At 44.0% G+C, this 26,972-nt stretch carries 21 protein-coding genes and 1 pseudogene; 8 read left to right on the top strand and 14 right to left on the bottom strand.

The window, feature by feature from the left end; genetic code table 11:
• Window positions 1-172 precede the first annotated feature (172 nt).
• From NYE45_RS16005 to NYE45_RS15985, 5 genes are all read right to left on the bottom strand, one after another.
• Window positions 173-1,783 (bottom strand): glycoside hydrolase family 43 protein, encoded by a 1,611-nt coding sequence (locus NYE45_RS16005; RefSeq protein WP_340013118.1) that lies wholly within the window; start codon window positions 1,781-1,783, stop codon window positions 173-175.
• 34 nt (window positions 1,784-1,817) lie between these two features.
• Entirely contained in the window at window positions 1,818-6,902 is a 5,085-nt protein-coding gene (locus tag NYE45_RS16000; RefSeq protein WP_340017385.1) for a pectinesterase family protein, read from the bottom strand.
• A 232-nt stretch (window positions 6,903-7,134) separates the two neighbouring features.
• Window positions 7,135-8,277: a glycoside hydrolase family 88 protein gene (locus NYE45_RS15995; RefSeq protein WP_340013117.1), complete on the bottom strand. Its 1,143-nt coding sequence runs from the start codon at window positions 8,275-8,277 to the stop codon at window positions 7,135-7,137.
• A gap of 33 nt (window positions 8,278-8,310) precedes the next feature.
• Entirely contained in the window at window positions 8,311-9,816 is a 1,506-nt protein-coding gene (locus NYE45_RS15990; protein ID WP_340013116.1) for an extracellular solute-binding protein, read from the bottom strand.
• Window positions 9,817-9,883: 67 nt separating this feature from the next.
• Window positions 9,884-10,741 carry an ABC transporter permease subunit gene (locus tag NYE45_RS15985; protein WP_340017384.1) on the bottom strand — a complete coding sequence of 286 codons (858 nt, stop codon included), beginning with the start codon at window positions 10,739-10,741 and terminating at the stop codon, window positions 9,884-9,886.
• Between the two features lie 420 nt (window positions 10,742-11,161).
• On the opposite strand from NYE45_RS15985, the gene NYE45_RS15980 reads away from it, so the two are divergent.
• A complete protein-coding gene (locus NYE45_RS15980) occupies window positions 11,162-12,046 on the top strand; it encodes a carbohydrate ABC transporter permease (protein WP_340013115.1) in 885 nt (294 codons plus the stop codon).
• Between the two features lie 129 nt (window positions 12,047-12,175).
• On the opposite strand, the gene NYE45_RS15975 is transcribed toward NYE45_RS15980, so the two are convergent.
• Window positions 12,176-14,416 (bottom strand): AraC family transcriptional regulator, encoded by a 2,241-nt coding sequence (locus tag NYE45_RS15975; protein ID WP_340013114.1) that lies wholly within the window; start codon window positions 14,414-14,416, stop codon window positions 12,176-12,178.
• 214 nt (window positions 14,417-14,630) lie between these two features.
• Here NYE45_RS15975 and NYE45_RS15970 point away from each other — a divergent pair, with 214 nt between their 5' ends.
• Window positions 14,631-15,425: an AraC family transcriptional regulator gene (locus NYE45_RS15970; RefSeq protein WP_253436699.1), complete on the top strand. Its 795-nt coding sequence runs from the start codon at window positions 14,631-14,633 to the stop codon at window positions 15,423-15,425.
• 165 nt (window positions 15,426-15,590) lie between these two features.
• On the opposite strand, the gene NYE45_RS15965 is transcribed toward NYE45_RS15970, so the two are convergent.
• Together NYE45_RS15965 and NYE45_RS15960 are read right to left on the bottom strand one after the other, a co-directional pair.
• Window positions 15,591-16,295: an NAD(P)-dependent oxidoreductase gene (locus NYE45_RS15965; RefSeq protein WP_340013113.1), complete on the bottom strand. Its 705-nt coding sequence runs from the start codon at window positions 16,293-16,295 to the stop codon at window positions 15,591-15,593.
• Window positions 16,292-16,555 carry an NAD-dependent epimerase/dehydratase family protein gene (locus NYE45_RS15960; RefSeq protein WP_340013112.1) on the bottom strand — a complete coding sequence of 88 codons (264 nt, stop codon included), beginning with the start codon at window positions 16,553-16,555 and terminating at the stop codon, window positions 16,292-16,294. Before NYE45_RS15960 ends, NYE45_RS15965 begins: the two co-directional genes overlap by 4 nt.
• A gap of 313 nt (window positions 16,556-16,868) precedes the next feature.
• Here NYE45_RS15960 and NYE45_RS15955 point away from each other — a divergent pair, with 313 nt between their 5' ends.
• The 4 genes from NYE45_RS15955 to NYE45_RS15940 all read left to right on the top strand — a co-directional run bounded on the left by NYE45_RS15955 (window position 16,869) and on the right by NYE45_RS15940 (window position 19,604).
• Window positions 16,869-17,705 carry an alpha/beta hydrolase gene (locus tag NYE45_RS15955; RefSeq protein WP_340013111.1) on the top strand — a complete coding sequence of 279 codons (837 nt, stop codon included), beginning with the start codon at window positions 16,869-16,871 and terminating at the stop codon, window positions 17,703-17,705.
• A 297-nt stretch (window positions 17,706-18,002) separates the two neighbouring features.
• On the top strand, window positions 18,003-18,464 hold the full coding sequence (locus tag NYE45_RS15950) for a nuclear transport factor 2 family protein (RefSeq protein ID WP_340013110.1): 462 nt from the start codon (window positions 18,003-18,005) through the stop codon (window positions 18,462-18,464).
• Window positions 18,461-19,042, top strand: coding sequence for a TetR/AcrR family transcriptional regulator (locus NYE45_RS15945; protein ID WP_340013109.1), 582 nt, complete (start codon window positions 18,461-18,463; stop codon window positions 19,040-19,042). Before NYE45_RS15950 ends, NYE45_RS15945 begins: the two co-directional genes overlap by 4 nt.
• A gap of 91 nt (window positions 19,043-19,133) precedes the next feature.
• Complete coding sequence (locus tag NYE45_RS15940) at window positions 19,134-19,604, top strand: DinB family protein (protein ID WP_340013108.1); 471 nt, start codon at window positions 19,134-19,136, stop codon at window positions 19,602-19,604.
• Window positions 19,605-20,054: 450 nt separating this feature from the next.
• On the opposite strand, the gene NYE45_RS15935 is transcribed toward NYE45_RS15940, so the two are convergent.
• The gene (locus NYE45_RS15935; protein WP_340013107.1) at window positions 20,055-20,339 is read right to left on the bottom strand and encodes a hypothetical protein; all 285 of its coding nucleotides are present in this window, start codon (window positions 20,337-20,339) and stop codon (window positions 20,055-20,057) included.
• Window positions 20,340-20,365: 26 nt separating this feature from the next.
• A complete protein-coding gene (locus tag NYE45_RS15930) occupies window positions 20,366-20,845 on the bottom strand; it encodes a GNAT family N-acetyltransferase (RefSeq protein ID WP_340013106.1) in 480 nt (159 codons plus the stop codon).
• Between the two features lie 160 nt (window positions 20,846-21,005).
• Between NYE45_RS15930 and NYE45_RS15925 the strand changes: the two genes are divergently transcribed.
• Entirely contained in the window at window positions 21,006-21,905 is a 900-nt protein-coding gene (locus NYE45_RS15925) for a LysR family transcriptional regulator (RefSeq protein ID WP_340013105.1), read from the top strand.
• Window positions 21,906-22,061: 156 nt separating this feature from the next.
• Here the strand turns inward: NYE45_RS15925 and NYE45_RS15920 are convergent, their stop codons facing one another.
• From NYE45_RS15920 to NYE45_RS15905, 4 genes and pseudogenes are all read right to left on the bottom strand, one after another.
• Complete coding sequence (locus tag NYE45_RS15920; protein WP_340013104.1) at window positions 22,062-22,751, bottom strand: metal-dependent hydrolase; 690 nt, start codon at window positions 22,749-22,751, stop codon at window positions 22,062-22,064.
• A 56-nt stretch (window positions 22,752-22,807) separates the two neighbouring features.
• Window positions 22,808-22,978, bottom strand: a pseudogene (locus NYE45_RS15915) (MFS transporter); the annotation flags it as partial.
• Window positions 22,979-23,127: 149 nt separating this feature from the next.
• The gene (locus tag NYE45_RS15910; protein WP_340013103.1) at window positions 23,128-23,763 is read right to left on the bottom strand and encodes an FMN-dependent NADH-azoreductase; all 636 of its coding nucleotides are present in this window, start codon (window positions 23,761-23,763) and stop codon (window positions 23,128-23,130) included.
• A 38-nt stretch (window positions 23,764-23,801) separates the two neighbouring features.
• Entirely contained in the window at window positions 23,802-24,185 is a 384-nt protein-coding gene (locus NYE45_RS15905; RefSeq protein ID WP_091029744.1) for a tautomerase family protein, read from the bottom strand.
• A gap of 151 nt (window positions 24,186-24,336) precedes the next feature.
• On the opposite strand from NYE45_RS15905, the gene NYE45_RS15900 reads away from it, so the two are divergent.
• On the top strand, window positions 24,337-26,850 hold the full coding sequence (locus NYE45_RS15900) for a tetratricopeptide repeat protein (RefSeq protein WP_340013102.1): 2,514 nt from the start codon (window positions 24,337-24,339) through the stop codon (window positions 26,848-26,850).
• Window positions 26,851-26,972 lie beyond the last annotated feature (122 nt).

Raw genomic sequence — 26,972 nt, 5'->3', positions numbered from 1 at the left:
CTGAGATCTGAGGATTTAATTTCAGTCCTATATTTTGCTTTTAAACTTCAATCCTTTTATGGCGTTTATCTCTATGACCTTTGAATTAGAGATAAAAAAAGATGTCGATCTTTATCAGACCAACATCTTCTAACTCGCTTTCATATTGTGTTTAATATATTAATTGAAATTTCTACTTTTTTTGCAATTCATCATAATCGAACCAATCAAAATCAACAAATGGAAGATCATGATGGATACCATTTTGATATAATGCTTCATTTGAATTTGGTTTGGCTTGCTTACTTCCGTACAAACCGATGTAGGTTCCAGTAAAACCACCAGCACGATCAGTACTAAGCAATCGACCATCGGCTTTTTCGAATAACACGTCCCACGAAGCATACTCATTGGCACGATAGTAAAAGCTGTACTCCTGTTCATGTCCAACAACCTTCAATTGAATATGATGATCGCTCCATGGATGAGAGATCAGAAGTTTATCTACCCCTGCTTCCCTCTCGACAACACGAATAACAGGCTTTTCTTGCTCCAATGCCAGCTCCATTCGGAAGTGGTAATTCTGGTTGTGAAATAAGGTCAGACCTGCGGTTTCACCCTCATTTTGAGGATTAAACTCCATGTGTGTGGATGCATTGAACATCAGGTGCTGCTGCCTCCGACCAACAAAGGCAGGATTGCTCTGTTCCGTCAGCTGATCCTGTTTCAATCGCATGCGCAAATGCCCTGGTCGTTCTGTCACGCTCCAAAATTCTCCGCGCGGTGTTCTCAGGAAATTCCATATCGGAGATAGAGAATTCTCTTCGAAATCGTCCCGAATTGATACACTTGGCCACCGCACCTCAGGCAGGTTAGGTGATCTCGTTTCTAGCTCCAATCTGCCGACCCCTGGACTAACAACAGGCCACTCCTGTTCCCATTGTACGGGTGCCATGAATGTTTCCCGACCCAAGTTTCGGTAGTATCCTCCGGCTGTTCTGGATGCAAGACATAGTAACCACCACTCACCTTGTTGTGTTTCAATCAGTTCCGCATGACCTACATTAACAATCGGATACGCTCTTCCAAGATGTCGATGCGTCAAAATTGGATTGGAGCGATGCCCTTCATAAGGCCCTGTGATGTTACGGCTTCGCGCGATGGTCACGGCATGAGTATGGCCAGTTCCTCCCTCCGCAATCAACAAGTAATACCAATCATGCTTCTTATAGATATGCGGTCCTTCTTGAGCGTGAGCCACCTTAAGTGCACCCTGCCATATACTTACTTTCTCACCAATGAGCGTACCCTGCTCCAGATCGATCTCCTGAAGCCAGATATCCATATGTTTCGGGTATTCCTGACCTTCAGGTGGGATCCGGTTTCCCGTATAGTATGCTCTGCCGTCTTCGTCGAAAAATAACGATGGATCAATACCTGGAGCATCGTCCAACCAGATGGGATCAGACCAATCACCTGACGGATCAGTAGTGGTTACATAGAAGTTATGTTCCTTCTTTTCGTTATCAACGAATGTAGTAATCATATAGAATGTGCCCTTATGATACCGAATTGTTGGAGCCCAAATGCCCCGAGAAGGCATAATCCCATCCAAATTAAGCTGTGAAGCACGGTCTAGAACATGACCTAGCTGCTGCCAATGAACCAGATCTTTACTGTGGAATAATGGTACGCCGGGAAAGTATTCGAAACTGGACGTAACGAGATAATAGTCTTCTCCTACACGAATGGCCGACGGATCTGGATGGAATCCCGGCAACACGGGGTTGCGAAATGTTTTCACGTCAAGTTCTCCTTCATTCAAATGTTATGGATTATTAATCAGCGCTCTCATGCACGAGTGAAAGTTCTGCGGCCGGATTCCAATTATCCGCTCCGGCAAAGAGCTGGGCAGGCAAATATTTCTCTGCCTCTTCCGTCGTCAACTGAGTCGTCCAGTTAAAACGTGCTTTGGGATTCGCTCCAGGCCCGTAACTGGCAAATTCGGCAAAGCGTGCTGTACGTTCATTATCCGGGTTACTCCAGTTATTCCATCCAGATGCACTAATGTGATTATCCATATAGCTGTTGATATAGACTACATTGGCATAAGGTCTCCACGGTCTGCCAAGAGGTATAGTTCCAGCAAGACTAGAATCGCCAGTAATGCGGCTATTCAGGAATACATAACCAGACTTCTCCTCCGCGGTGGATGCTGCAGTAACGTAACCATTGCTTAAACTGTGAATGACGCTGTTCTCAAACAATGCGGTTGCATTGCCAAAGATAAAGTCGACATCACCTTCAATATAACTGTCCACATAATATTGCCTTCCATCATTCACATAAAGCGTGTCCTGCCACCCCTTCAGGCTAACGTCACGGAATACCAGACGATCACCACGAGCGAGCAGAGCAACCGCTTGACCTGCATTGTCGCCCGCATCATTTTGTATCGTCAGATGCTCAGCTGTAAAATCATTTGTCTGCACCCGGAAGCTATAGCTACCTGAGGTACCGAGTGCATTGCCGGATGAATCCAATGAGCTGGCAGAATCACCGTAGATCAGCACAGTGCCCTCCCGACTCTCTCCAATAATTCGCAGATGTTTTTTGCTGGATGGTACGTCCAGCTTCTCACGGTAAATTCCGTCCTTGATTCGTATGATGGTAGGAAGCGTGCTATTGTCCGGAACAGCATGTATAGCTTCCTGAACCTGTTCATATTGTGCACTTCCATCAGATGAGACGGTTAGAATTGGTGCAGGAATTTCAGATATTGGAGCGGACGACATACTCTCGCCAACTTCATTCAATGCCGTAATGACATAATAATAGGCTGTGCCATTGATTAACTGTGTATCAGAGAACGAAGTATCATTTACATTGGAGGCTACAGTAACGAATGGCCCTTCGGGTGATTCACTTCGTTTCACTGCATATTCCTCAGCCCCCTCGGCTTCTTGCCAAGTAAGAGTGATTGTACTTTCACCTGGCTCAGCACGAGTCTCTGATGGAGCTTGAGGTCTACCATCATCCACTGCTGGCCGTGTACCAACGGCTGCGGAGTCAAGACTTCGTATACCTTGAGCCAGTGCGGTCACTTTGTAATAATAGGGCTTACCGTTTAAGAGTCCTGTATCCACATAGGAAGTTCCTGATTCCTGATCAGCAATGACATCATAAGTTCCAGTCACGGACATTGCACGCTTGATCACATAAGTCGAAGCGCCTTCTATCGCTTCCCACGTAATAGAAACGGATTCGGGAAGAGACTCTACCGTGACTTGGGGAGTAGTTAGAGCCATGGTTGGAGTTATAGCAACCGGGGAAGAATCCGCTCCCTCTCCTCCAATACCAGTCGCAGATACGACGTAATAGTAGGTCGTTCCATTATCCAGTCCTCCATCCCGAAACGTAGGAACAGCTGTACGAGACGACACAACTGTATACGGGCCTTCAGCCTGCAAACTACGTTTTACAGTGTAGTAGTTAGCTGCTTCGACTTCATCCCACGTTAAATCTGCTTGTGCGTTTCTCGCAACACCCTTCAGATTCTCAGGCATTTCTGGTCGTACAGCATCCTCCGAGGGTGTCACTGAAGACGTGTTGGAATTGCCGCTCTCGCCCAATGGACCAACGGCCGTGACGACATATGTGTAAGTCGTTCCATTGGTGACCTCTTCGTCAATGTAAGTTGTCTCAGTTAACTCAGAAGCAATCAACTCATAGTCGTTCGCGGACTGAATACTACGCTTTACATTGTACGTAGAAGCCCCGTCCGCTTCCTCCCAATGTAATCTCACCATACCATTGCCTGGTTCGGTACGAAGCCCTTTAGGAGAACTAACCGGTTCAACATAAAGTTTGACATTGTCATAGAACAACGTGCCTTTACCCGTGCCTGGTGTTCTGGCAAACATTCGTGCAACACCATCGGCAGTCACATCGGCCTGAAACGGTACATCATCTGCGACGCGCACATCATCAACGTATATATCCGCTTTTTGCGAGGCTACATTGCCAACAATCTTGAAGTTGTACCATTGATTATTGACCGGTGCATCCATTAATTTGTGATCTTTGCCGTCTTTTTTGTATATTAGTGTATACTGATCCTCCGCTACCGGAGCAGAAGGTTTGCGTAGCTCGATGGAGAGTGCGGCACGACTGCCGGTGCCATTTTGCAATTGCAGAACGGTTGATGTGCCAGGCCAGCCTTGAGACATGATATCAGCCTCAAACACAAAACTTCCCTGTTGTGGTGGAAATGATCTTACGAATTGGGCGATCCCAGCCCCATTGTCATATAGCATGAGCGCTTTAGTAGAAGCGTTTCCTGTTGTTCCTGTGGGAATCTGGGTAACAACAACTTTAAGATCGTTCGTCTGTGGGTCAGGTAGTACAGTATAACTTGCTGGTGTCGTATTGATCTCGATATCCTCAAAGTCATCATTCACGTAATAGATGGTCTCGGGCTCTCCTTCCGCTGCTGCACTAGCCTCATTGGAATAGAAGCTTGTGCCATGATCATTCGTAGCCTTCACTGCGTAATAATAGGTTTTTCCTACAGTAAGATTGGGATCTGTGTAGCTCGTGGTCGTAATCCCCTCTTGCTGCAACGTGTATGGCCCACCAGGTATATCTGCTCTATACATTGAATAAGAGTCAGCGCTTTGCACTTCAATCCAATGTAAGTGAATGGACTTGAGGTCCGGCTCAGCTACAAGTTCAGTAGGTGCTGTCGGGAAATCAGCAGGCAACTCCTGAACGGATGCATTGGAGAAAATAGATGCATTGAGCTTATCAACTTCATCATCCGGTTTGGAAGCATCGGCTGCCAATCCGATGTAGACCGTTTCGTCTGCTGGGAATGATTGTGAATCGATAACAAACCAATCGTTACCGTTTTTGGATACAAGTGAAGTCACTTGATCCCCAAGTCGTACAAGCTTAACCCAATACGGGAGTGTGACCATGCTGCCTTTTTCCTGATGCACAACTTCGGTGCCCGCTCCATCACGAACAAGGCTAACCGCTTGTTGTCCACCCTTTACATAAGTGACCATGGCGGCAATAAACGGGGATGACGCATCCAGACTTTTACGAATCATAACACCTGCTTCGGCTCCATCGTCGGTAGCTGTCACCTGATCAACTCTAGCTACAATCTCACCATTTCCTTCTAAGATTTGGTAAGCATAGTGGAAATGATCCGTCTCTCCATGGATATCTCCTGCTGATTTTACCGTAACGTCAGTATCACTAGCTCCCAATTGGGTATGACCCGGAATGCCCGGTTCTCCAATATCGTTTGATGACCAAGGGGCAATACTGTTCTGCTTGTGAACATGTACCGTGACATTGTTGGACTGCGTTGAAGTACCTGAGTCATCAATCGCTCGGACGGTGAGATAATGAGTGCCATCCTGCACATCTTCCCATGTAAAAGTGTAAGGCGCTGTATCATCTTCCCCCAGTTTCACATCATTTTGATAAAATTCCACTTTGGCAATGCTGCCGTCTATATCTGACGCAGAAGCCGTGATCTCAACGGAAGACCCTTCAGTCTGAACAGTATGGTTGGCAGGTGATTGAATTGTAACCGTAGGATTCATAGATCCGTTGCCAGCAATGCTGTTCAGGTATGCCTCCAGATAGGTATAACCTGATTCATGTATCTCGTTACGGTCAGCAGGATCATTCGGATCGAGTCCCATACTGATCTCCCATTCGTCGGGCATACCGTCATGATCAGAGTCAACCAGAGCTGAAGCTGTCTCCTCGAACTCAAGGTAACCGCCAACTTCCTTTTGTGAATTAATATGTTGTCCGGTGCGGTTTTTCACATCATTTACAATTCGAGCATCGATGGCGTCCCGTCTAGGCAGACTTGCACCTGCTTTTGCAAGAACTTGCTCATAGGCTGTTTCTGCATCGTCCATGGATGTGGGATTAGCCATCTGCACAGGAGCGAGTAGTTTGGAATCTGGATTCGCAAGTTCTCCCACACCTAACCAGTTGTCCGCTGTGACATCGGGATAACTGTCCACGACATTGCCACTCACATGTAATCGTGTATCAGGTGCAACATCAAGGAAAATCTGACCCCGGGCATTTCGATACGTATTCGGTCCGTATTTATAGTAGTTATTCATGAGGTTATAGTTGCCCTCCTCACCGCCATAAGCAGAGAAGAACCCCCAATTGTAGACAATATTGTTGTAAGACTCGGTATTAAAACCAGGAGCCCCTGCAAATCTCGGGTTACGGCTCACGTTATGAGCAATGATGTTGTGATGGAAGGAGGTGTTGTTCCCTCCCCAGATACCTGCATATCCATGCCGCCCCTTCTGATGCGTAGTCATCAGCATGCTCTCAGCGATGACAGACCACTGCACAGTTGTATTCTCGTTGGCGTACATACTCAGTACTTCGTCAACAGACCAGGTAAACGACGAGTGGTCGATCATAATGTTTTTGTGGTATCGTCCACCAAATACGTCATCCTCACTAGGGTGCTTATCCCCAAGCCGGAAGCGCATATGCCTGACGATAATGTTGTCCGCTTGGAATGTGGTCCAATAATCGGATACAGTGATTCCTTCTCCTGGAGCTGTCTGTCCAGCAATCGTGATATTAGAACCGGTAATCGCCAGAGGGGATTCTAGATGAATCGTTCCTCCCACTCTGAATACTACGGTGGTATCACTCTGACTAACAGCATCTCGAAGTGATCCAGGGCCGGAATCGGCGAGGGTGGTCACTTCATACACTGACCCTCCCCTACCACCTGTCACGTACTTACCGCCGCCTTCAGCACCGGGAAATGCGGGCAATAATGGAGTAGCTTCATCTTCTGCAGCAACCATACCTGGTAGCAAACTGAATAACATCGCAACGACCAATACGAATGATACCATTCTTTTCAACGAATCTTCCTCCTCCGGTTTACATGTAATTGTACAGAATGTTACCTCACTGAGAGCCAGATGCTCATGCGATAAACCTTTCTCTGATCTGGGATCACCTCCTCAACGTAATGTAAGCGTTATCAGTAAAAGGATGCGAAAACCCGTTGTAATCTGAACCCTATCCGTACTCTTTCTGCGATCACGTTCTAGGTTTCCTATCCAACGGTCTCGTCATAGATCGTTAAACTTTGGCATGCAGCAAGTACTCGTATTCGGTACATGCGAGCAAGAAAGCTCCCATTCCTTTTTGATCATTCGTTATAATCGGTTCACTTATATAATACGCGTAACTTCCGTCACGCCTTGCATCTCCACCGAGCCCTGCAACCTGGCAGTTTTTGTAGAGATTCACCCAACCCTGATTGGTCTCCATTACGAATTCAGAGATTAATCCTGCATAAGCATGGTTCAATATCAGTTCCCATTCCCGCGGTAACCATCCTAGCCGAATCCCTTTGGCCATGGCATAGACAATCATGCTGGATGCTGAAGCTTCCAGATAATTTCCTTTGCGATCTCCCTCATTCACCACCTGATACCATACCCCGCTAGCTGTATCCTGATAGGTGCGCAGCGCAGTCATCGTATCTGTGAGAATATCAACCAACTTGCTATAATCGGGATGATGGCTTGGTAATAACTCCAGAACATCCACTAAAGCCATAACAAACCAGCCGATAGATCTGCCCCAGAAGTTTGGTGATTGTCCTGTTACCGAATGGCTCCAAGGCTGAATGCGATGTTCATCCCAAGCGTGATAGAGCAGTCCTGTAGCATCGTCTCGGGTATGTTGGGCACACAATATAAATTGCTTAGTCGCATCGTTCAACAAGTCCTCTTCTGGTTCCCAGCGAAGCAAGTACTCCAGATAGAACGGCGCGCCCATATAGAGACCGTCCAACCAGATCTGATAGGGATATACTTGCTTGTGCCAGAAAGCTCCCTCTGATGTGCGTGGGTGAGTAACAAGTTGTTCACGTAGCAATCCAGCCGCAAGCTTATATTTTATTTGCCCTGTCCTGTCATACAGGCCGAACATCAACTTGCCGTTATTCAAATGATCAATATTATGTTCTTCCATCCGGTATCCCCGAATCGATCCATCATCTTGAATAAAATAGTCCATATTATGCTGGATATATTGTGCATATTGCTCATCACCTGTCGCTTGCCATAATCGTTCAAATCCTTTTAGCACTACGCCATAATCATAAGACCACTTGCCGTGATGCCCGTTCTCTTCATACAGCTTAGGGGTTCGCTCCATGATGGATGCGGCTGTTTTGGCTGCCCATAGATCCATAGCAGATTTTGTTTCAAGCATCTGTAGATTTCCTCCTCCGCACGCATTTGCTGTTTATTTATTGTTTAAAACGGTTTGATGAGCTGCCTCATATTCGGTAATGATTTTGTCTCCACCTGATTTTCTCCAAGTATCAATAGCATTCTGGAAACCGGCACGATCCATCTTGCCCAGGATATACTTGTATGTTGCATCCGTGATGATCTTCTGCAACTCAGAGCCTTGTTCTGAGAACGTTGGTGATTCCAGTGAATACACTGGGTTCAGCACGGCAAAGGTTGTGTTTTCCTCAATTAACCGTGTCGATTCAATACGGAGTGGGTCAGCATCCACAATGGCATATCCGTTCTCGTTAGGGCGAGAAGATGAAAATGGCTGTACCTCTTGCTCCCATAACTTGGTATTAATTATGGTGGCACCATTGTTCTCGTCGAGGCTATAGTGCACATCTTTGATTCCATATGTCATCAAGGTAAATACCTCTTCACTCATCAGATCATCCATAAACTTCAGAATACGTTTCAATTCAGCTTCGTCCTTAACCTCCGATTTAGGAAAAGCAAGCAACCCACCTACGCCATTGGATGTGGACCAGATCGCTCGATCACTTTCATTGCCTGTGGATGTAATGTCATTGACCATGACAAGCTCCATGTCATCTTGAACTCCTTGGGCAAGATTGAACAGCCCCTTGCTATCAAATAGAGCTCCCACATAGATCCCTGCCTTGCCCTGTGCGAAGCCTTCCTGTTGATCCTTCTTGGCTGTTACTGCAAAATCCTGATTAATGTATCCATTGGTGTACAGCTCTTTCATATAATCCATCGCCTGAATGTAACCTTCGGACTCAAACTCAGGTGTCACTTTGCCATCCTCACTAATCGCCCAACCACTGGGTGTACCAAAGTATGATCCCAGGGTCTTAAACGCACCAAATACCAAGTCGCTTCGATCAATGAATCCTGTCGTATCGTTAGTTCCATTGCCATCAGGGTCTTGTTCCGTGAAGGCTTTGGCAACTTCCATTAATTCGGCAGTTGTTTTGGGTACAGGTAATCCAACATGATCGAGCCAGTCTTTGCGAAGAATGACACCGTTACGTGCAACCTGTTTTTGCATGGGTATACCGTACAACTTCCCCTCAATGGATGCGGAATTACGCATATCCTGAGAAATGCCTTTCAGGTTCGGGAATTCATCAAGATACGGACCAACCTCCCAGAAGACGCCTGCTTTGAGCGCATTGCGAACCGAAGAATTCTCCAGAATCGTCAAGGATACGATGTCAGCGAGAGAACCGGAAGCAAGTGAAGTATTAAGCCGTTCTTCTTTAGAAGCATCCGGAATCCAGGAAAACTGTATATCCACATCCGTAATCTCTTCGATTTTATTAAGTACGGTATCCGTAGGTGGTGAAGCGGTATGCATAATATTCAACCAACTAATCGTTGTTTTGCCATCAGCATTGGTTCCTGAATCCCCACTTCCTCCCGCACAGGCAGATAACAGTAAGGCTCCACTTAACGTAAGCGCTAACAATTTGGCAGTTCTATATCTCATCGTTCAATCCCCTTTTCAGCAATATTAGATTCTACCAGTACATCCTTGTTGTCATTCGGGATTGCTACTAGTATACGCCGCTTTCTCCTAATTTTTTAGCGAGACGATTAGCGAACATAACCAGCACCAAACCTACCAGACCTTTGAACAACCCAACCGTTGTACTAAAGCTCAATTGTCCATTCTTCAAACCTGCCGTGAAGATATACGTATCAAATATCTCACCGACCTCCCGGTTAAGCGAATTCAGTAACAAGTACATATGTTCAAAGCCTAGTTCCAGCGTGTTTCCGATTTTGAGAATCAACAATGTAATAATGACCGGGCGAATTGCGGGTAAAGTTACGTGCCACATTTTGCGCAATCTAGACGCACCGTCCATCTCGGCAGCTTCATACAGCTGGGTATCTACAACAGTAATAGCTGCGAGGTAGATGATCGTTGACCAACCGGCTTCCTTCCATATAATCTGCAAAATATACATCGGACGAAGCCATTCAGGTGAGGTCAAGAAGCTGATCTTGCTACCACCCAATGCAGCTATAATTTCATTGACGACGCCCCCATCCACACTAAGAAACACGTACGTAATGGAGACGATAATCACCCATGACATGAAATGTGGGATATATACGATCGTTTGAATGGAGTTTCGGAATAATCTGTGTCGTACTTCATTCATCATGAGTGCAAGGATGATCGGAATCGGGAAGAAAATCACTAATTCAAGCGCGAACAAGATCAATGTATTACTAAGTAGCATGGCGAAGGTTGGTTCCGTGAACAGACGGACAAAATGTTTGAAGCCCACCCATGGACTATCTCTAATTCCTAGATACGGCTGATAATCCTGAAATGAAATAATAAGTCCGCCCATCGGAAAATACTTGAAGATCACAAAGTAGATAAAACCGGGAAGAATCATTAAATAAAGAAGCTTGTTGGATGCAGCGTTTCTCAAATAGTGACCTAATCCTGTATTCCGATATGCTTTGTGTTGCAACGAAACGACTGATGGCTCAGATTCTCTCACTGCTTGCTGACCTCCTTGTTTGGGATGGTGTAGTTGAATGCTTCCTAAGCATATGAGATGTAAGCGATTCCGTACATAATCATTAGCTATTGTAGTTGAAGGAATCCCCATCCAGCGCGGCTTAAGGCCAGATGAACAGGTGCAGATCGTAGATCATGATTATTATTGGTAATATGGATTATCATGGTATTTCAAAGCTTTTACATCACTATAACGTTCCATTTCAAGTCAGTAGGTCAGGATTATGTACGTAATATTCTTCGCTTGTTATGGTAAGGGAGAATCACTACTTAACAAGGAGGAACATATCAGATGTCCAAACACAATGTTAAAAAGGAACAACTCGGTGGCGTCATATTCAATGTAATAAATTATACGTTCTTGCTTCTTTTCTCCCTGGCCTGCCTATTACCCTTCGTAAACGTCGTTGCCAGTTCCTTCGCTTCCACGCAGGAGATTGTGCAGAAGAAGTTTATTCTGTTTCCGACATCCTTCTCGCTTGATGCCTATCGTTACATCTTCTCCACACCTACCATCTTCAAAGGACTCGGCGTATCCATCTTCATCACGCTGGCAGGAACCATTGTCAGTATGACGCTGACGGCACTTATGGCTTACGGGTTATCCAGAAGATATCTCTTAGGACGGAACTTTATCAATTTCTTGGTCGTCTTCTCGATGTTGTTCAGCGGGGGTATGATTCCTACCTTCCTAGTTGTGAAAGCGGTTGGATTAATCGACTCGTACTGGTCCATGATTATCCCTACTGCGATCAATGCATTCAATCTGATCATCATGCGCAATTTCTTCCAGGCGCTACCGGATAGTCTAGAGGAATCTGCCAAAATTGATGGTGCCAACGACTTTCGGATTCTGCTACAAATTATGATCCCACTGGCTCTACCTTCCATCGCAACCTTATCCCTGTTCTATGGCGTATCCTATTGGAACACATATATGAATGCGATCCTATATCTCAACGAGTCCACGATGTGGCCACTACAAGTATTGCTCCGCCAGATTGTAATTGTCTCCAGTGGCATGGATGGCAACAGCTCGGTTGTAGACATTGTCCCTCCATCACAGACCATTAAGATGAGTGTTATCGTTGTGGCTACTTTACCGATGCTGCTCGCGTATCCTTTCGTGCAGAAGCACTTTACCAAAGGCGCTTTACTTGGTTCAGTGAAAGGTTGAGATGAGGCACATATGGAAAATAACAATCCCCTCGGGATCAACCTGAGGGGATTTACGCTTACATGGAGTGGAGTTGAATTTCGAAGGTGCTTACGGATTATCGGATACTGCTAACATATACTGGGATGCTCAGCTATCCATTCGCAACCTTCGATATGCACCAGGGGTGAGGTTCTCTTTTTTTCGAAAAGTACGTATAAAGTTCTGGGAATTCTGATATCCCAGTCGTTCGGCTATATCTTTAATGGGCATATTCGTGTCCACCAACCATTTCCTTGCTACATCTAGTCTGATATTCATTAAGTACTCACTAAAGGTCATATTGTACTCTTTACGGAAAATGCTACTTAGATAGTTCGGCGTATAATGCAATCGTTCACTTATGGATTCCAGTGACAAGTCCTGATCGTATTCCGTGCGTACAATAGAGGCCATACGATCTGCAAGTGTGCGAAACTGTTGGCTCGCTCTCTCCTGCATACTATCTACCATAGGATAGATGACTTCGTGAACAAGAATGTGTTCAACTTCTTCCGGATTCAGCGTATGCAGCAGTCGATGATACAATGTGCCGTTACTCTGTGTAAGCAACACGTCCGTACCAATGAGCTGCTCCAACTGAATCAAATTGTTCACGAATCGAATCAATGTGATCTCCAGATTCATTGGATTAAGGTTGTGCTTCATCATATCTGCTAACAGCGGGTATAACGTACGTGTCACCTCTTCTTTGTCACCAAGACGTATGGCATCGAACAGCCGACTCTCCAATTCTGTAGGGTAGTGAAGTAAGGTAGGTCCGCTGCTACCGCGTATGATATCCTCATAGAAAATAACGGACTCTTTGCCTAGCTTAAGACGCTGGTACAATGCTTCAAGACTCATATCACAGGCTTCCCGGGTATTCATCAGGTCTTCATATTGACCACTGAAGCCCACACTGACTGAAGCGGACCAATACTCGCGAGACAATTGAATAACCCTTTTGGCATATTGCAACATCACTTCTCGATTGTCTGAAGAACTGCTAGCGAAGGATAATATCGTTGCTTGTGTCCGTTCATTTAAAACGACGGGTAACATCCGTTGGGACGGAGGAATGATCTCTTGCACTAACTGATTAACGGCCAACAGCAGTGTATCTTTATCAGCCAGCGAGCCTTTCCCGGGACGGTCAATCTGAATCAACATCGTTGCATACATCTTGTTGTGCATCTTCGTATATGCGAATCGTTCAAGATAGCTATGGATCTCTTCCCTGGTTAACCTATTCTGTAGTACATTTAGAACAAATTGTGTTTCAAGTTTGGGCTTTTCAAGATGGATAAGCTGTTCGAGATGTTGTTTCTCTGAAACAATAGAATGGATCGACTGAATGATCCAACCGACCTCGTCCCTGACCGTTCTCTCAGCACGTCCGCCAAGACTATGCTGAATTTGAAGAACGGGCCTAGCAAGCCGTAAAGCTATAATGTATGCAAGAATGATCATCAGAGCCATAATGACGGCACCCATTACAATTAAACCCAAACGGGTCGATGATAGGGCTTGGCTGACTTCTTTTTGATTCGGAAGTGTGATATAAGTCCATCCATTATAAGTAGAACGGGCGTACAAGCCCATAATTGAATCACCCGATGCAGCAGGAATTGTAATCTGTCCTGAAGGAGGCTCATTAACTATTTGTTTGCTGATTAAGCTCATTTGCTCAGCAGATATAGGGCTTTGTTCGGTTAAAGCTGCATAGAGCAATTCACCCTGTTTGTTCAAAATGTAGATAGGAGCATCGGATTGCGTCTGTAGGGATTGATTCAGTGTTCGCAAATAGATGTCCGACATCGCAATGGCTTCTTTGTCCTTCGAATACATCGGTAACGCATGCAGCAATCGAAGACCTTCCTTAGTTTTGGTCCAATAGAGATTATTGCCTTCCGGATCAGCGAATAAGGCTTGCATCTGTTGCTTCTCTTCATCTGTAATTCGTGATAACGATCCGTTAGACAGGCTCCAATTCTGCTTCAGACTCACAAGCGAATACTGCACGCCATCAAGCCCCATCGTTGCAATATAACCTAGCTGGGAATTCAGTTCGCGATATGCTTCATAATCTTGCCCGCTTAATGGACTGTTAATGACCTTACGAAACGATGGCGTCGTACTATACGTGGCAAAAGCATATTCAATGGTTTGAATTTTTTGTTCCAGTGTATTTCTCACCTGCAGAATTAAGCTTTGGTGCCCCTCGCTTACACGCTCTATTACCGATTTTGTAGTTGAAACATAGATATAACTCCCAAAACCTACAACGAGTCCAATGCTAAGGAGTAGGATCGAGACAAAGATATTCGTAAACGTTTTACTCTTTCGCATGTCCTGCTCCTCCATCTGTTTGAATTGGTACATCTTGAGTCCATTTGTCATGAAACCCTTCACGGCAGTCATGTAATCGCTTGCATTTTGCCGTACTATAAGAATGTTGAGCCGTTGTAGATCTCGTCACACTAGAGTTTATCATGGCAATGAACAAGAATATAGACATAAAGAATATAAAACTAGCCAAAAATTGCACTGGAGGTTAAGACGGATGTTACCTTTTTATGAGATTCGTAAGGATGAATTATCGGTTATCCGGAATTTGAAGGAGATTTCTTTCCCTCCACATATGCATGGATATCTTGAAATTCTATATGTCATTTCAGGGTCTCAACGGATTGAAGTGAATGATCAAACGTATGATTTGCACGAAGGTGACGCAGCAATGATATTCCCTGATATGGTTCACCGTTACGAAACAACTGGGGATTCCTATACGAGGGAGGTGTTAATTATTATCCATCCCAAGCTCTTAGGCGGTCTGTTTCCTGATCTGACTCGCTTCCATCCTAAGAATCCAACTATTACTAAACCATATGTTCATGAAGACGTTGCAGTCGCATTTGAGAAAGTGAAACGGGATGATGATTATGCCATTAAGCTTGGTTGGATTCACATCATCATCGCGCATCTATTGCGCGAAATTGAATTTGAACAAGTACAGCAACTCCCCGTGCAGGATTTATCCAAGAAGCTGATGGAATACTTAGCAACACATTTCACCGAGCCCATCACCTTAGACACTCTTGCCTCCGAGTTTAACGTAAGTAAATATTATATTTCTCGCATCTTCTCCAAGCGATTCAAGATGAATCTACGAAACTATCTATCGATGCTTCGGGTTGAGTATGCTTCCATGTTAATTCGTACCACAGATGCGTCTCTAACAACGGTGTGGATGAATGCAGGATTCGATAGTCAGCGTACGTTCAATCGGGTGTTCCAGGCTATTTACGGCATGACACCACGAGATTTTAAGAACAATGTGAGTAACTATCTAAAATGAGGATTCTATGCTTTAAAACTTCATAACATCAGCATGCATAAGTCATTTCGTTGTCGTTTATATTTTACTAGGAACATGTTCTAGTACCGATAAATTAAAAAAGCCGCTAAAATAGCGACTTCAATAGGAATATGTTCTTGTCCCTCGACACTTTTAGATCTACTACTACTTCTTCGCTGAATCAAACCAGTTATTTTCTACCATGTATGCTACGCTTTCTTCAATGGTTTCCAGCAGCGTAAACCTTGGTTTATAGCCGAAAAGCCGCTTGCCCTTTTCAATGCTAAAATTTCCGCTACCGGCAATGTGATAATATCTTCTATCAATATAATCTGGATTATTTGTATATTCACACCATTCATTCCACGAAAGAAACTTGATTCTTTCCTCCTGCTTAAAGTAACGGTACATAGCTTGAGCATACCCTAGTAAAGTAATTGATTCTTCACCTACAGCATGAAAACTCTCTCCTAAAGCTGCCTTACGATGATTAATTGCATTAAAGAAAACTTGGGCTACATCGTCTGCGTGAACATGATGTAATGTTTCCATACCAAAATTCGGTAGGGCAATTTCTTCGCCTCGTGCAATTTTAATAAAAACCATGTAATCATGATTAGCAACAGGATTCATAATCACCCAACCCGGACCCGATATCTGGCCTGGCATGATAACAGTTTCCGGAAAACTCTCTTGCCGATAAAGGTGATGCAAATATTCCTCACTTTTAGCTTTCTGAAGGCCATACTCATCCAACGGGAACTTAGGCTGATCCTCTACAATCGGAAATATTGTCGCTTTCCCATGAGCCCAAATGGAAGAGCAGAACACATAATGAGATAAATTTGTGTTTTTAAGGGCTTCTGTCATGAGTTTTGTATCTTCAAAGTAAAGTTAATGAGATCAACTACAATATCTGCATTTAATTCAGCTATTTTCTTCGCAAAATCTCCATTTGAATGTTTCTCTCGATCAAGAACTATTGGTTTGATGTCTTTCCATGTAGGATCTGCTTTGTAGGGACTACTTTGACCACGAGTAATGTTAATGACCTCATGTCCTGCTCTGATTAACTTAGTTACTAAATACGTTCCAATATGGCCGCTACCGCTAATTACTATAACTTTCATGATATCATCCCTCCGATTTTCTTATCGCCAATCTTCCCAGTGACAATCTAGGTCTTTCCTCTGCTCGAACATTTCGAATCGTTTCTGGATAGAGGCATCACCTTAAGGACTACACGTTTGTCAACTAAAGCTATCTGATATGTGAAAGATTAACTTACCCACACTAAGATATGAACTTGCAAGTATAGACCGATCAGTTTATACTATTACAAACGGTATAGAAAGTGAGGCGATATATGAATAAGCCCCTTCATGTTTCTGAGCCAGATAGCTTCTGTATAAACAAAAAAAATAACTGATGGAGGTATTTTCCATGTCTAAAGCAAATGTAGGCTTTGAGAATGAACAACCAATTGAACTGTATTATGAAGATCATGGTGCGGGAAAACCAATTATCCTGATTCATGGCTGGCCTTTGAGTGGACGATCCTGGGAGAAGCAAGTTCCTGCCCTGATTGAAGCGGGTTACCGTGTTATCACATATGACCGTCGTGGATTTGGTCAGTCATCCCAATCTTGGGATGGTTATGACTATGATACTTTCGCTTCAGATTTGCATAAATTGATTCTGCACCTTGATCTGCGCGATGCCACACTAGTCGGATTCTCCATGGGTGGCGGCGAAGTTGCACGTTATGTGGGAACTTACGGAACAGAGCGCGTTTCTAAAGCTGTATTTGCGGGAGCGGTTCCTCCCTATCTCTATATAACCGAAGACAATCCTCAAGGAGGATTGGATGATGCGACGATTGCAGAATTCCAAAACGGGGTAAAAACGGATCGGCTAGCATTCCTGGATGGTTTTACAAGTAACTTTTTCGCTGCTAAAGACCGAACAGACCTTGTGAGCGAACCATTCCGTATCTATAACCGTGATATTGCAGCTATGGCTTCACCTAAAGGTACATTAGATTGTGTTGCTGCCTTTGCCCTTACTGATTTCCGTCAGGATCTGGAGAAGTTCAACATTCCGACACTGGTTATCCATGGCGATTCAGATGCCATCGTGCCTTTGGAGGTAAGCGGACAGCGTACTCATGAATCCATTCCTGGAAGCCGTCTGGTCGTTGTTGAAGGTGGACCACACGGATTTAATGCGACCCATTCTGAACAATTTAATGCAGCATTGATCGAATTTTTGCAAGGTTAAATGTAATTCGACTGATGATTCTAGCTAAAAGAACAAATTAAAAAAAGTAGAACGCCTCCTAAATTAGGAGACGTCCTGCTCTTTTATTATTTCATAGGATTTGCATATGAAGAATGAACACCCTCTTGATCATTGGTAGTACAAAAAAAGAGCCACTATGCTTAAGATAGATGGCTAATTGGTACATGATGAATCTGAACTAATTCGAAACTTGTATCGAATATGGAGTGTAAATTTGCATTTATAAACCGATCGGTTTATACTAATACAAAAGGTATAGAAAGTGAGGAAATTTTAATGAACAATTTAACTCCCCCGTTCACTCGTGAGACAGCAATCCAAAAAACTCGTATGGCGGAAGACAGCTGGAATAGCCGAGACCCTCAGCGCGTCTCACTTGTGTATACTGAGGATTGTTATTGGAGAAATCGGAGCGAATTTATAACAGGCCGACAAGAAATTGTCTCTTTACTAACTCGAAAATGGGCCAAAGAACTGGACTACCGCCTTATCAAGGAGCTTTGGTCATTTACGGATAACCGTATTGCAGTAAGATTCGCATATGAATGGCATGATGATAGTGGCAGTTGGTTCAGATCGTATGGGAACGAGAATTGGGAATTCGGTGACGACGGCTTGATGAAGCGTAGATTTGCTTCGATTAATGATATGCCGATTAAGGAAGAAGAACGAAAATTTCATTGGCCTCTCGGCTCGCGCCCTGCTGAACACCCAAGCCTCAGTGAGTTAAACCTATGACGCGCACTGTTTTTGAAAAATCCGATGTCATTCCTCTCGTGACTGAGGTATTTCGTGAATTAGGTTATGAGGGCGCATCCTTGAGTAAAATTACAGCCCGTACGCGTCTATCTAAAGGAAGCTTATATTATTTCTTCCCGGGTGGAAAAGATGAGATGGCTGCTGAAATTCTTGCTCATATTGATCAATGGTTTATCAAGAACATTTTTGAACCGCTCGAAAAGAATGAACCCCGGGCAGCCATTGATCATATGTGGCAAGAGGTCGATATTTATTTTCAATCAGGGCAGCGGATATGCCTTGTTGGTGCATTCGCTTTGGACGAAACAAGAGATCGATTCGCTGCTGTTATTCGGCAATATTTTATAAGATGGATTGAAGCATTAAGTGAGGCACTAGTTAGAACAGGCATCTCTAAAGAGACTGCTGACCAAGTTTCAGAGGAAACAATTGCTAGTATCCAAGGGGGATTAATTTTGAGTAGAGCACTTAATGATGAATCCTATTTTGAACGTATGTTGGCAACTCTGTCACAACGTGTCTCAACTTATGTTTCTGAAAGCAATTCTGGTCACTGACACAAAAGTGTTTTTTAGTAAACTGGCGGAATTATTTCACACGAAAAACAAGTGATCTTTTCTTTTAGCAACTTTACGGGAGGTCAAAATCATGAGCAATTTTGTCGCAGATCAATTGGGATTTGTTCGCCGTCAGGCAGTTGATCATGTAAGGAATATAAATGACTCTGCCTCTGAAATAATTCCAACAGGTTTGAAAAATAATATAAAATGGAATCTAGGCCACATGTATGTCATACATGAAAAGTTCGCTTTCCAACTTTCTGGGCAAGAAACCAAATATCCTGCTAATTTTGGTGAGTTGTTTGATTCAGGAACTAAACCGTCTGATTGGAATATAGAGCCTCCAACGTTGTCTCAAATAATCGACTTGTTAACTGAACAAATTGAAAGGGTTGAATCGGTACTTTTAAGCAAATTGAAAGAAGAAATCAATCCTCATTACAAGTCTTCTACAGGACTTATCTTTACAAATGTAGAACAATTACTGGGTTTTCTGATTTACCATGAAGCAATGCACTTTGCAACAATTAAAAATATCAAGAGCATAATTGACAGTTAGGGTTAGTGGAAATTTTTTTTGAATCAATGTCTCGCCATGAATTTTTGAGTTATCTTATTACATTATTTACTAAAACAAACAAACCGACCTTTAATCCTACTAAAATCGGAATAAGGTCGGTTTCTTATTCATCAACTCCATAAAAATCTTATACAGGTCTTCGCAGATATGCTCATTTCTAAAGTTAGGAATTTATTTAATTGGTATGGGAACATGTTCTTGTCAAGTCCGATAATCAGTACAAGTTCTTAATCGGTTTATCGTTACAGCAGATAAAATATAGTTATTCCTTATCTTGAATATCTTTTATGAATTTCAGGATAGCTTCGCTCATCTCCTTGTATTTGGTCCAATGAAGATAATGATGACTTTTTAAAGGGATGATAGCACTTGAAGGTTGATCCGTAAGCTGGGTTTGTAAAAAAGTAAACTGAGATCTTCCATTTTCACTCATCCTGTCATCGTCTTTTGTAAAGAACAATACGGGCAGATCTGATGGAAATGACATATGAGCAGTTTTTTTACATTACCAACCAGCTCATTTGCCTCTTGAACTATATTTTTGTTGTAACCATTCCATGCCGTCATGGCTTTGGTTCCGGAAATAGAATGTAGCATTAATACATAGGGCCCTTTAATATTTAATTGCTTCAATGCACTCCTTAGTTCCCCGACGATGTGCTCCACCGTTCTTTTCTTATCCGTCTTATCACCGATCACATGGCCGAATACCAACTGTCTTGTACCCCTTCTTCCTTTTGTTATAGTTCTAATAAAAATATAATTGAATTGCGGTCAGGATAATCATATTTAATTGGCAAATCCTCTTTATCAATCTCTTTAAATCCAACCTTTTTATAGAAACCGTGAGACCGAGTGGCTTTAGATGGGGTATCTAAAATGATCTTTGAAAAACCTTGTTCCTTAGCAAAATCAAGCAGAACATCATAAAGCTTTTTTCCTATGCCAAATTCTTTGCCTCGGTAGTCTTTATAAACAAAAAATTTCTTTAATACAGCAACCTCGTTATTTTTCTTTTGCAAACCAATTGAACCTACGACCTCTCCGTTATCATTTAAGGCTATCCAAAAATTACCGCCATCATTTATATAATTTGAATGAATGTCTAGAATGTCTGGTTGTTCTTTAACACTAATACCCACTTCATATTCGACATTCTGTACATGCAATATTAATTTAATGACTTCTTCTTTATATCTATCATTGTAAACTGTAATCATTTATTAACTCCCCCAACCAATGCTATTATAGTGACCGTATTTCCCAGATTTCCTTAAGGTTAACCTGAAACTAATGATTAGTAAAATTGAATTTATAGAAGTTATCCATTAATTTTTTTGATACTATAGAAGTGAAATTACATGGAAAGTTGGTGAACTGATGGAAATACGTCATTTTATTACATTTAGAAAAGTTATTCAATTGGGCAGCTTTACACAAGCAGCAGAACATTTAGGTTACACTCAATCCACTGTCACTTCTCATATTCAAGCACTTGAAGAACATTTGGGTGCATCTCTATTTGATCGAATGGGTCGAAAGGTAAGATTGACTGATATAGGCAAGAAATTATTGCACTATACTCAAGAAATTCTGGATACTTATGAGAAAATCGAAAGCATTACAAATGATGGTGATGATATAAGAGGCGAGTTAAGGATTGCGGCTCCCGAATCTTTAACGGTTTATCGACTTGAACCTATATTAAGAGAATATAGAAATAAGTTTCCCCATGTGAGCATCATTTTAAGTAACGCTACTTGCGGAGATAACAAGAGAGCAATACTTCATGGAAGTGCAGATATTGCATTTCTTATGATGCCAACGTTTCAGGATTCAGATTTCATCGTACATTCTTTAATGGACGAGCCTATTGTCCTTGTTGGAAGTCATGACAACCCGCTGAATGTTTTAGATCAAAGCTATGAAAACCAAAAGTTAAACGAGTGTTTGATCACGAATGAGAAAGAATGCAGTTATCGAACCATGTTTGAAGGATATCTTCGAGAAAGAGGAATCGTACTTTCCAACACGATGGAACTTTGGAGTATTGAGGCAATAAAACGTTGCGTAATGAGTGGGCTGGGTATTGCTTGTTTACCATTAATAACTGTAAATAATGAAATCAAGGATGGAAGATTAAAAGTTATTCCTTGCGAAGGTGATCATAAACCGATCTCAGCACAAATGGTTTATCATAAAAACAAGTGGGTCTCCCCCGCTCTATCAAAGTTTATCGATATAACATTGAAACACACAAGAGACTGGTCATATGAGTAAATTATTTTTAAGGCAAGATGAAGATGAACTGGTATCTTATTTTTATAATGCGATGTAACCTCATGAATTAACATAAAAGGAAGAAATCCTACAGCCATTTCCCAAGCATACATGTTGATGGCTGTACATTTCTTCCTTCCGATGTCTTATTGATGTTCAGGATGACAGGTTGATGGTTTCTCCGGGTTTAAGGACGATCCCTACTCCTTCCTTAAGGAGCGAGGTGAAGTACTGCGGGTCTTGTTGAATGAACGGGAACGTGTTGAAGTGGATCGGCACAACTTGTTTGGCTTGAAGCCAATCTGTGGCTACGGCGGCGTCTTCCGGTCCCATCGTATGGTTGTCTCCAATCGGGATAAAAGCCAGATCAATGTCGTTGCGTTCCCCAATCACTTTCATGTCGTAGAAAAGGCCCGTGTCACCTGCATGGTATATCGTTTTACCTTCGGCTGTGAACAGAATTCCGGTAGGCATTCCCGTGTAGATGATGGTTCGGGTCTCCGGGTTAATATAACTAGAGCTATGGAAAGCCTGAGTCAGCTTCACTTTTCCAAAGTCGAAGGTGTACGCCCCGCCAATACTCATGGCATGGGTTCTTACCCCTTCCCATCCGAGCACATCTGCCAGCTCTGCCGAGGCAACGACCAATGCGTTGTTTCGTTTCGCGATGTCCACCGTATCTCCTACATGATCCCCGTGACCGTGGGTCAACAGGATTACGTCTGCTTGTATGCTGGCCGCGTCAAGATCGGTACTTGCGTTGCCTGTAATAAAGGGATCAATCAGGATGGTAGTGCCGTTTGTTTCGATTTTCACAACAGAATGTCCATGATAGGATACTTTCATTTTTATTCCCCCTTTGATCGAATTGCTGATGTCGGCTTTTTTTCGGATTAACGTGAGGTAACCTGGGCCATGGAAGGTGATGTCTGCAAATCGCTGGCTAGTGTCGGTAGCGCGGGCAAATACATGTCCAGGGAGAACGGGGCGAGCGAAGCCAAGGCACCCAATATGATCGCCACCTCTGCTCTTGTACCTGCTTTCAGCCCTGCTTGTGGCTGAAGCTCTGTCATGCTCTTTCCCTCCTTGAATTCACCAAATATGCCTTCGATACGAAAGCAAATGAACACCTCCATGAGCGCCCATCCAATGCTCATATCTCGGAAGCTATGGATGGGCAAAATGTTGCGAAGCATATTCAGTTTGTTAGCTAAATGTAGTCTTAAAAGTTTTTGGCGGCTATGCGTGCTTTCTCAATCGCATCGGCTTTGATTTGTGGAGCGCGATCTCCTGCAGTGGATACGCCTTCTATAAACAGATTATCAAAGTCGGTAATGCCTACGAAGTTCAGGACGGTTTTCAAATGACGGCTGCTGTTCTCCCGATCTGCCACAGGTCCTTCCGAGTAAATGCCGCCGGTAGCTTGGATATGGAAGGCTTTTTTGTTTTCAAGCAGGCCAACGGGACCGTTCTCTGTGTATTTGAAAGTTTTAGCTCTGACGCAGAAGGAATCGATGTATGCCTTCATTACTGGAGGGTATGAGAAGTTCCACATAGGTGTTACGAACACATACTTGTCTGCAGCAACGAATTCATCAAGTAATGTATTCAACTGAGTCAATTTTTGTTGTTGTGCGGCAGTCAATTGATCGAACGAACCACCATTCTGAAGGGTTCCCCATGCTTCCCATACGTCAACGTCAATGTGGGGAATGTCGCGTTGATACAAGTCTACATGGACTACTTCATCTCCCGGATTACTCTCTTTGTAAGCTTGTACGAATTGCTCTCCGACGGAAAGGCTGTAAGATGCTTCAAGGTTGCCGGGATGTGCAGTAATATAAAGTAAAGTTGACATAATTAAAACTTCCTCTCTAAATAAGTACAGTTTGTGTATTACACGATGAACGGAGCGATGCCGTTACCGTAAGACCAGTTTTCTTTGGTAACCTCAACCAGATTGATGAACACATCTTCCATTCTAATGTCGCACTGCTGATGCAGCTGCTCGGCTAAAGCCTCATAGAACTCTTTCTTCACTTCGGCTGACCGACCGGCATTTAGAGTGATCTGAACGATTAGAAAACCGTCACTTCTATCAATATCCAGGCAATTCGGATCAAAGCTTAAATTCTCGCGGTCAAGTTCTTCTGTAATCAGAAAGCGATCGTTCTGGGGGACGTGCAGCTTGTCTACAATCGTCTGCAAGACGACCTCGCCAATCAGGGCTTTCTCTTCGCTGGAGCGACCTTTCAATGTGGTAATGCGAGTCAATGGCATGTATGTTACCTCCTTGTTATTGTTACTGTTGTTGTTGATATGGCTAATTATATCTGTTAGAATCCAGAACACGAATGTACATGAGTTCGGGTTTGTTCGTGTGAAGCAGCGGAAACTATGGAATTCAGGTGATAGGATGGAAGACGGGAAATTGTCAAAAGATTGGCCTCATGAATGGATCAAAAAAATTCGTTCAAGACCTGCCAGGCACGGCTTATCCAAGCGGATGCGGCAAGTGGACTTGGCACGGCGGATCGGCGTTGATCCGCGAACCGTGCAGCAATGGGAGAATGGAGACCGGCTTCCAAGTGTGGGCAGTCTCAAAGGAATGATCCAAGCGTTTTGCGAAGAAGGACTTCTCTTGGAAGCGGATCCGCGTCAAGAGGCGGAGGATCTCTGGGATACTGTAAAGCGCTTCTCGGAAGCACGATCAGCGACCTCACGGGAGTTTCCGGATTTCGACGGTGCCTGGTTCGACACATTGGTTACTCTGGAAGGGATAACACCGAAACCAACAATTACCACACCGCGTGCTTCAATCGCGGCAACACAACAACTGCCAAAGCTCCCTACACTCTTCGTTGGACGAAGTCTGGCCATGGCTGACTTGCAGGAACGGCTGGATACTCACTCCTTGGTCTCTGTCGTGGGTCCCGGGGGAATAGGCAAGACGTCTCTTGTTGTTCAGGTGGCTTCAACGCTCGGGGGAACGTACCCGCAAGGGATATGGATGTTTGAATTCGGCTCTATCAAAGAACCGCAAGACTTGGGCCAGTTGCTAATGTCCACACTAAGGCTGCAGAACCAAGCACACCGGACCGACCTTCAAACGATACTGGAGGCCTTGTCCGACCAGAAAATGCTCTTTATTTTTGATAACTGCGAACATGTCATTGACGCAAGCGCGTCTTTGGTTGAATCACTTCTTGCATTCGCGCCGGGACTGACAATCCTCGCCACTAGCCGGGAACCTCTCAATATCCCGGGGGAACTTGTCTACCGGCTTCCTCCGTTATCTTTTCCTGCGGATGAGCATTTACTAGAGGAAATACCTGAACAGGAGATGATAGCCTTTGAATCCGTGCAGCTGTTTTTGGAGCGGGCGCATAGTACTGCGCCCCAGTTTCAGCCCACGTTGCCCAATCTTAGGCTTGTTGGCGCTATTTGCAAGAAGCTGGAGGGAATCCCGTTAGCCATTGAGTTAGCGGTTGCCCGAATGAACATGCTGACACTGGAACAAATCAAGGAACGTCTGGGAAATCTGTTGACTTTGCTGACAGCAGGCAAACGAACGGCTGCGGATCGGCAGCAAACGCTCAAATCCACAATAAATTGGAGTTATGAATTGCTGACCGGCAAGGAACGTCTGCTGTTGAGGCGGCTTAGCGTATTTGCGGGAGGGTTTACTTTGGAGGCGGTGGAAGAGATCTGCATCTGTGAGCCTGGAATGCCAGAGCAGCAAGATCGCATCGCCCGCGAAGACGTGCTCGACCTGTTATCCGGCCTGGTCAACAAGTCTCTCGTATCTATTGAGATCAGCGAGAATTACCGCTTCATCCGCTATTTCATACTGGAAGCTATCAAGGAATATGCAGGTGAGAAGCTGCAAAACGAAACCGACAAGCATAAGAGCCACCAGCTTTCTGAACGCCATGTTCGTTATTACAGTCAATGTTTGGTCCGTGCGGAGCCCAAGTTCAGGACTCGTGAACGCGAAGCGTGTATTGATGAAGTACGGCGGGAATATGCGAATCTTCGTTCTGCCCTGGAATGGTCATACTCCAATCCGCATGCCCATTCATTCGGGCTTCACATGGTCTCTAACCTCTATTGGTTTTGGCTGCACGAAGGCAGGCTGAAGGAAGGAATGTTCTGGCTGGATCGCTTTCTGGATAACGAAACACACGAAGGACAGCCTGGCACCGATTCCGCAAAGGCCTTACATGGAAGTGGTGTCATTCAATTTATCCGTGGAGATGTTGAAGGTGCCATGAATTCAGCCATCAGAAGCGTGGATCTCGCTCGCGATCTGGGAGAAAGCTCTCTCCTTGCCTCCTCCCTTCGGCTGCTCGCGTTTCTTCACATCAAACAGAAACGCCTTGAGGAAGCCGAACCATTGGTACAGATGAGCGTTGATATTGCTAGAACGAAGGGCGATTTGTGGAATTTAGCTTCCTCATTACATGCTTACGGGAAGCTCCGATTAGGGCAGAATAATTATCTTGAAGCGTCTAAGCTCCTGAATGAGAGTGTACATTTCTTCGATTCCGTTCAGGATCAATGGGAAGTATCCGGGCCGTACGAAAGTCTGGGGTATTCCGCCCTGAAGCTTCAGCAGATTGGGGCTTCTATTGAATATTTTAAAAAATGCATCGCCGCAAGCCAGATCTACAGAGGTTCTTGGATTCTATCGCGCGGTATTGAAGGATTAGCCATTGCGTTGTGTGCTAAGAAAGCCTTCACCGAAGCTGCGATCCTTCTCGGAGCTGCTGAGAAAGGCCGCCAAAACTCTGGCGGGGAGGACATGCCCAATTTTCCCGCAGAGCACGAAGAGGTTATTTATGATCTTCAGCATGTTTTTTCTGAGCAGGAATTGCAGGAATTGTGGAGTAAAGGCACATCAATGACACGATCACAAGCGCTTGCGTACTCACTGGAAATTTAGGTGATAAGCAATATAAGTGACGACTGTTTTCTGAAGATCAAAATGAAAACGGTCGTCCACTTTTGCTTATAGTTGAGGCGAGTATCTTTAATGAATACAAAAAAAATCGTTATTCAAGCAAA

This window comes from Paenibacillus sp. FSL K6-1318 (assembly GCF_037976905.1).
Taxonomy (GTDB): domain Bacteria; phylum Bacillota; class Bacilli; order Paenibacillales; family Paenibacillaceae; genus Paenibacillus; species Paenibacillus amylolyticus_A.
Note: the sequence above shows the minus strand (reverse complement) of the source record. Positions and strands in the feature narration are given on the sequence as shown.

Coding starts and splice junctions, on each gene's coding strand:
- NYE45_RS16000 (WP_340017385.1), bottom strand. CDS start 6,902: ATGGTATCATTCGTATTGGTCGTTGCGATGTTATTCAGTTTGCTACCA.
- NYE45_RS15995 (WP_340013117.1), bottom strand. CDS start 8,277: ATGCTTGAAACAAAATCTGCTATGGATCTATGGGCAGCCAAAACAGCC.
- NYE45_RS15990 (WP_340013116.1), bottom strand. CDS start 9,816: ATGAGATATAGAACTGCCAAATTGTTAGCGCTTACGTTAAGTGGAGCC.
- NYE45_RS15985 (WP_340017384.1), bottom strand. CDS start 10,741: ATGATTCTTCCCGGTTTTATCTACTTTGTGATCTTCAAGTATTTTCCG.
- NYE45_RS15980 (WP_340013115.1), top strand. CDS start 11,162: ATGTCCAAACACAATGTTAAAAAGGAACAACTCGGTGGCGTCATATTC.
- NYE45_RS15975 (WP_340013114.1), bottom strand. CDS start 14,416: ATGCGAAAGAGTAAAACGTTTACGAATATCTTTGTCTCGATCCTACTC.
- NYE45_RS15970 (WP_253436699.1), top strand. CDS start 14,631: ATGTTACCTTTTTATGAGATTCGTAAGGATGAATTATCGGTTATCCGG.
- NYE45_RS15965 (WP_340013113.1), bottom strand. CDS start 16,295: ATGACAGAAGCCCTTAAAAACACAAATTTATCTCATTATGTGTTCTGC.
- NYE45_RS15960 (WP_340013112.1), bottom strand. CDS start 16,555: ATGAAAGTTATAGTAATTAGCGGTAGCGGCCATATTGGAACGTATTTA.
- NYE45_RS15955 (WP_340013111.1), top strand. CDS start 16,869: ATGTCTAAAGCAAATGTAGGCTTTGAGAATGAACAACCAATTGAACTG.
- NYE45_RS15950 (WP_340013110.1), top strand. CDS start 18,003: ATGAACAATTTAACTCCCCCGTTCACTCGTGAGACAGCAATCCAAAAA.
- NYE45_RS15945 (WP_340013109.1), top strand. CDS start 18,461: ATGACGCGCACTGTTTTTGAAAAATCCGATGTCATTCCTCTCGTGACT.
- NYE45_RS15940 (WP_340013108.1), top strand. CDS start 19,134: ATGAGCAATTTTGTCGCAGATCAATTGGGATTTGTTCGCCGTCAGGCA.
- NYE45_RS15930 (WP_340013106.1), bottom strand. CDS start 20,845: ATGATTACAGTTTACAATGATAGATATAAAGAAGAAGTCATTAAATTA.
- NYE45_RS15925 (WP_340013105.1), top strand. CDS start 21,006: ATGGAAATACGTCATTTTATTACATTTAGAAAAGTTATTCAATTGGGC.
- NYE45_RS15920 (WP_340013104.1), bottom strand. CDS start 22,751: ATGAAAGTATCCTATCATGGACATTCTGTTGTGAAAATCGAAACAAAC.
- NYE45_RS15910 (WP_340013103.1), bottom strand. CDS start 23,763: ATGTCAACTTTACTTTATATTACTGCACATCCCGGCAACCTTGAAGCA.
- NYE45_RS15905 (WP_091029744.1), bottom strand. CDS start 24,185: ATGCCATTGACTCGCATTACCACATTGAAAGGTCGCTCCAGCGAAGAG.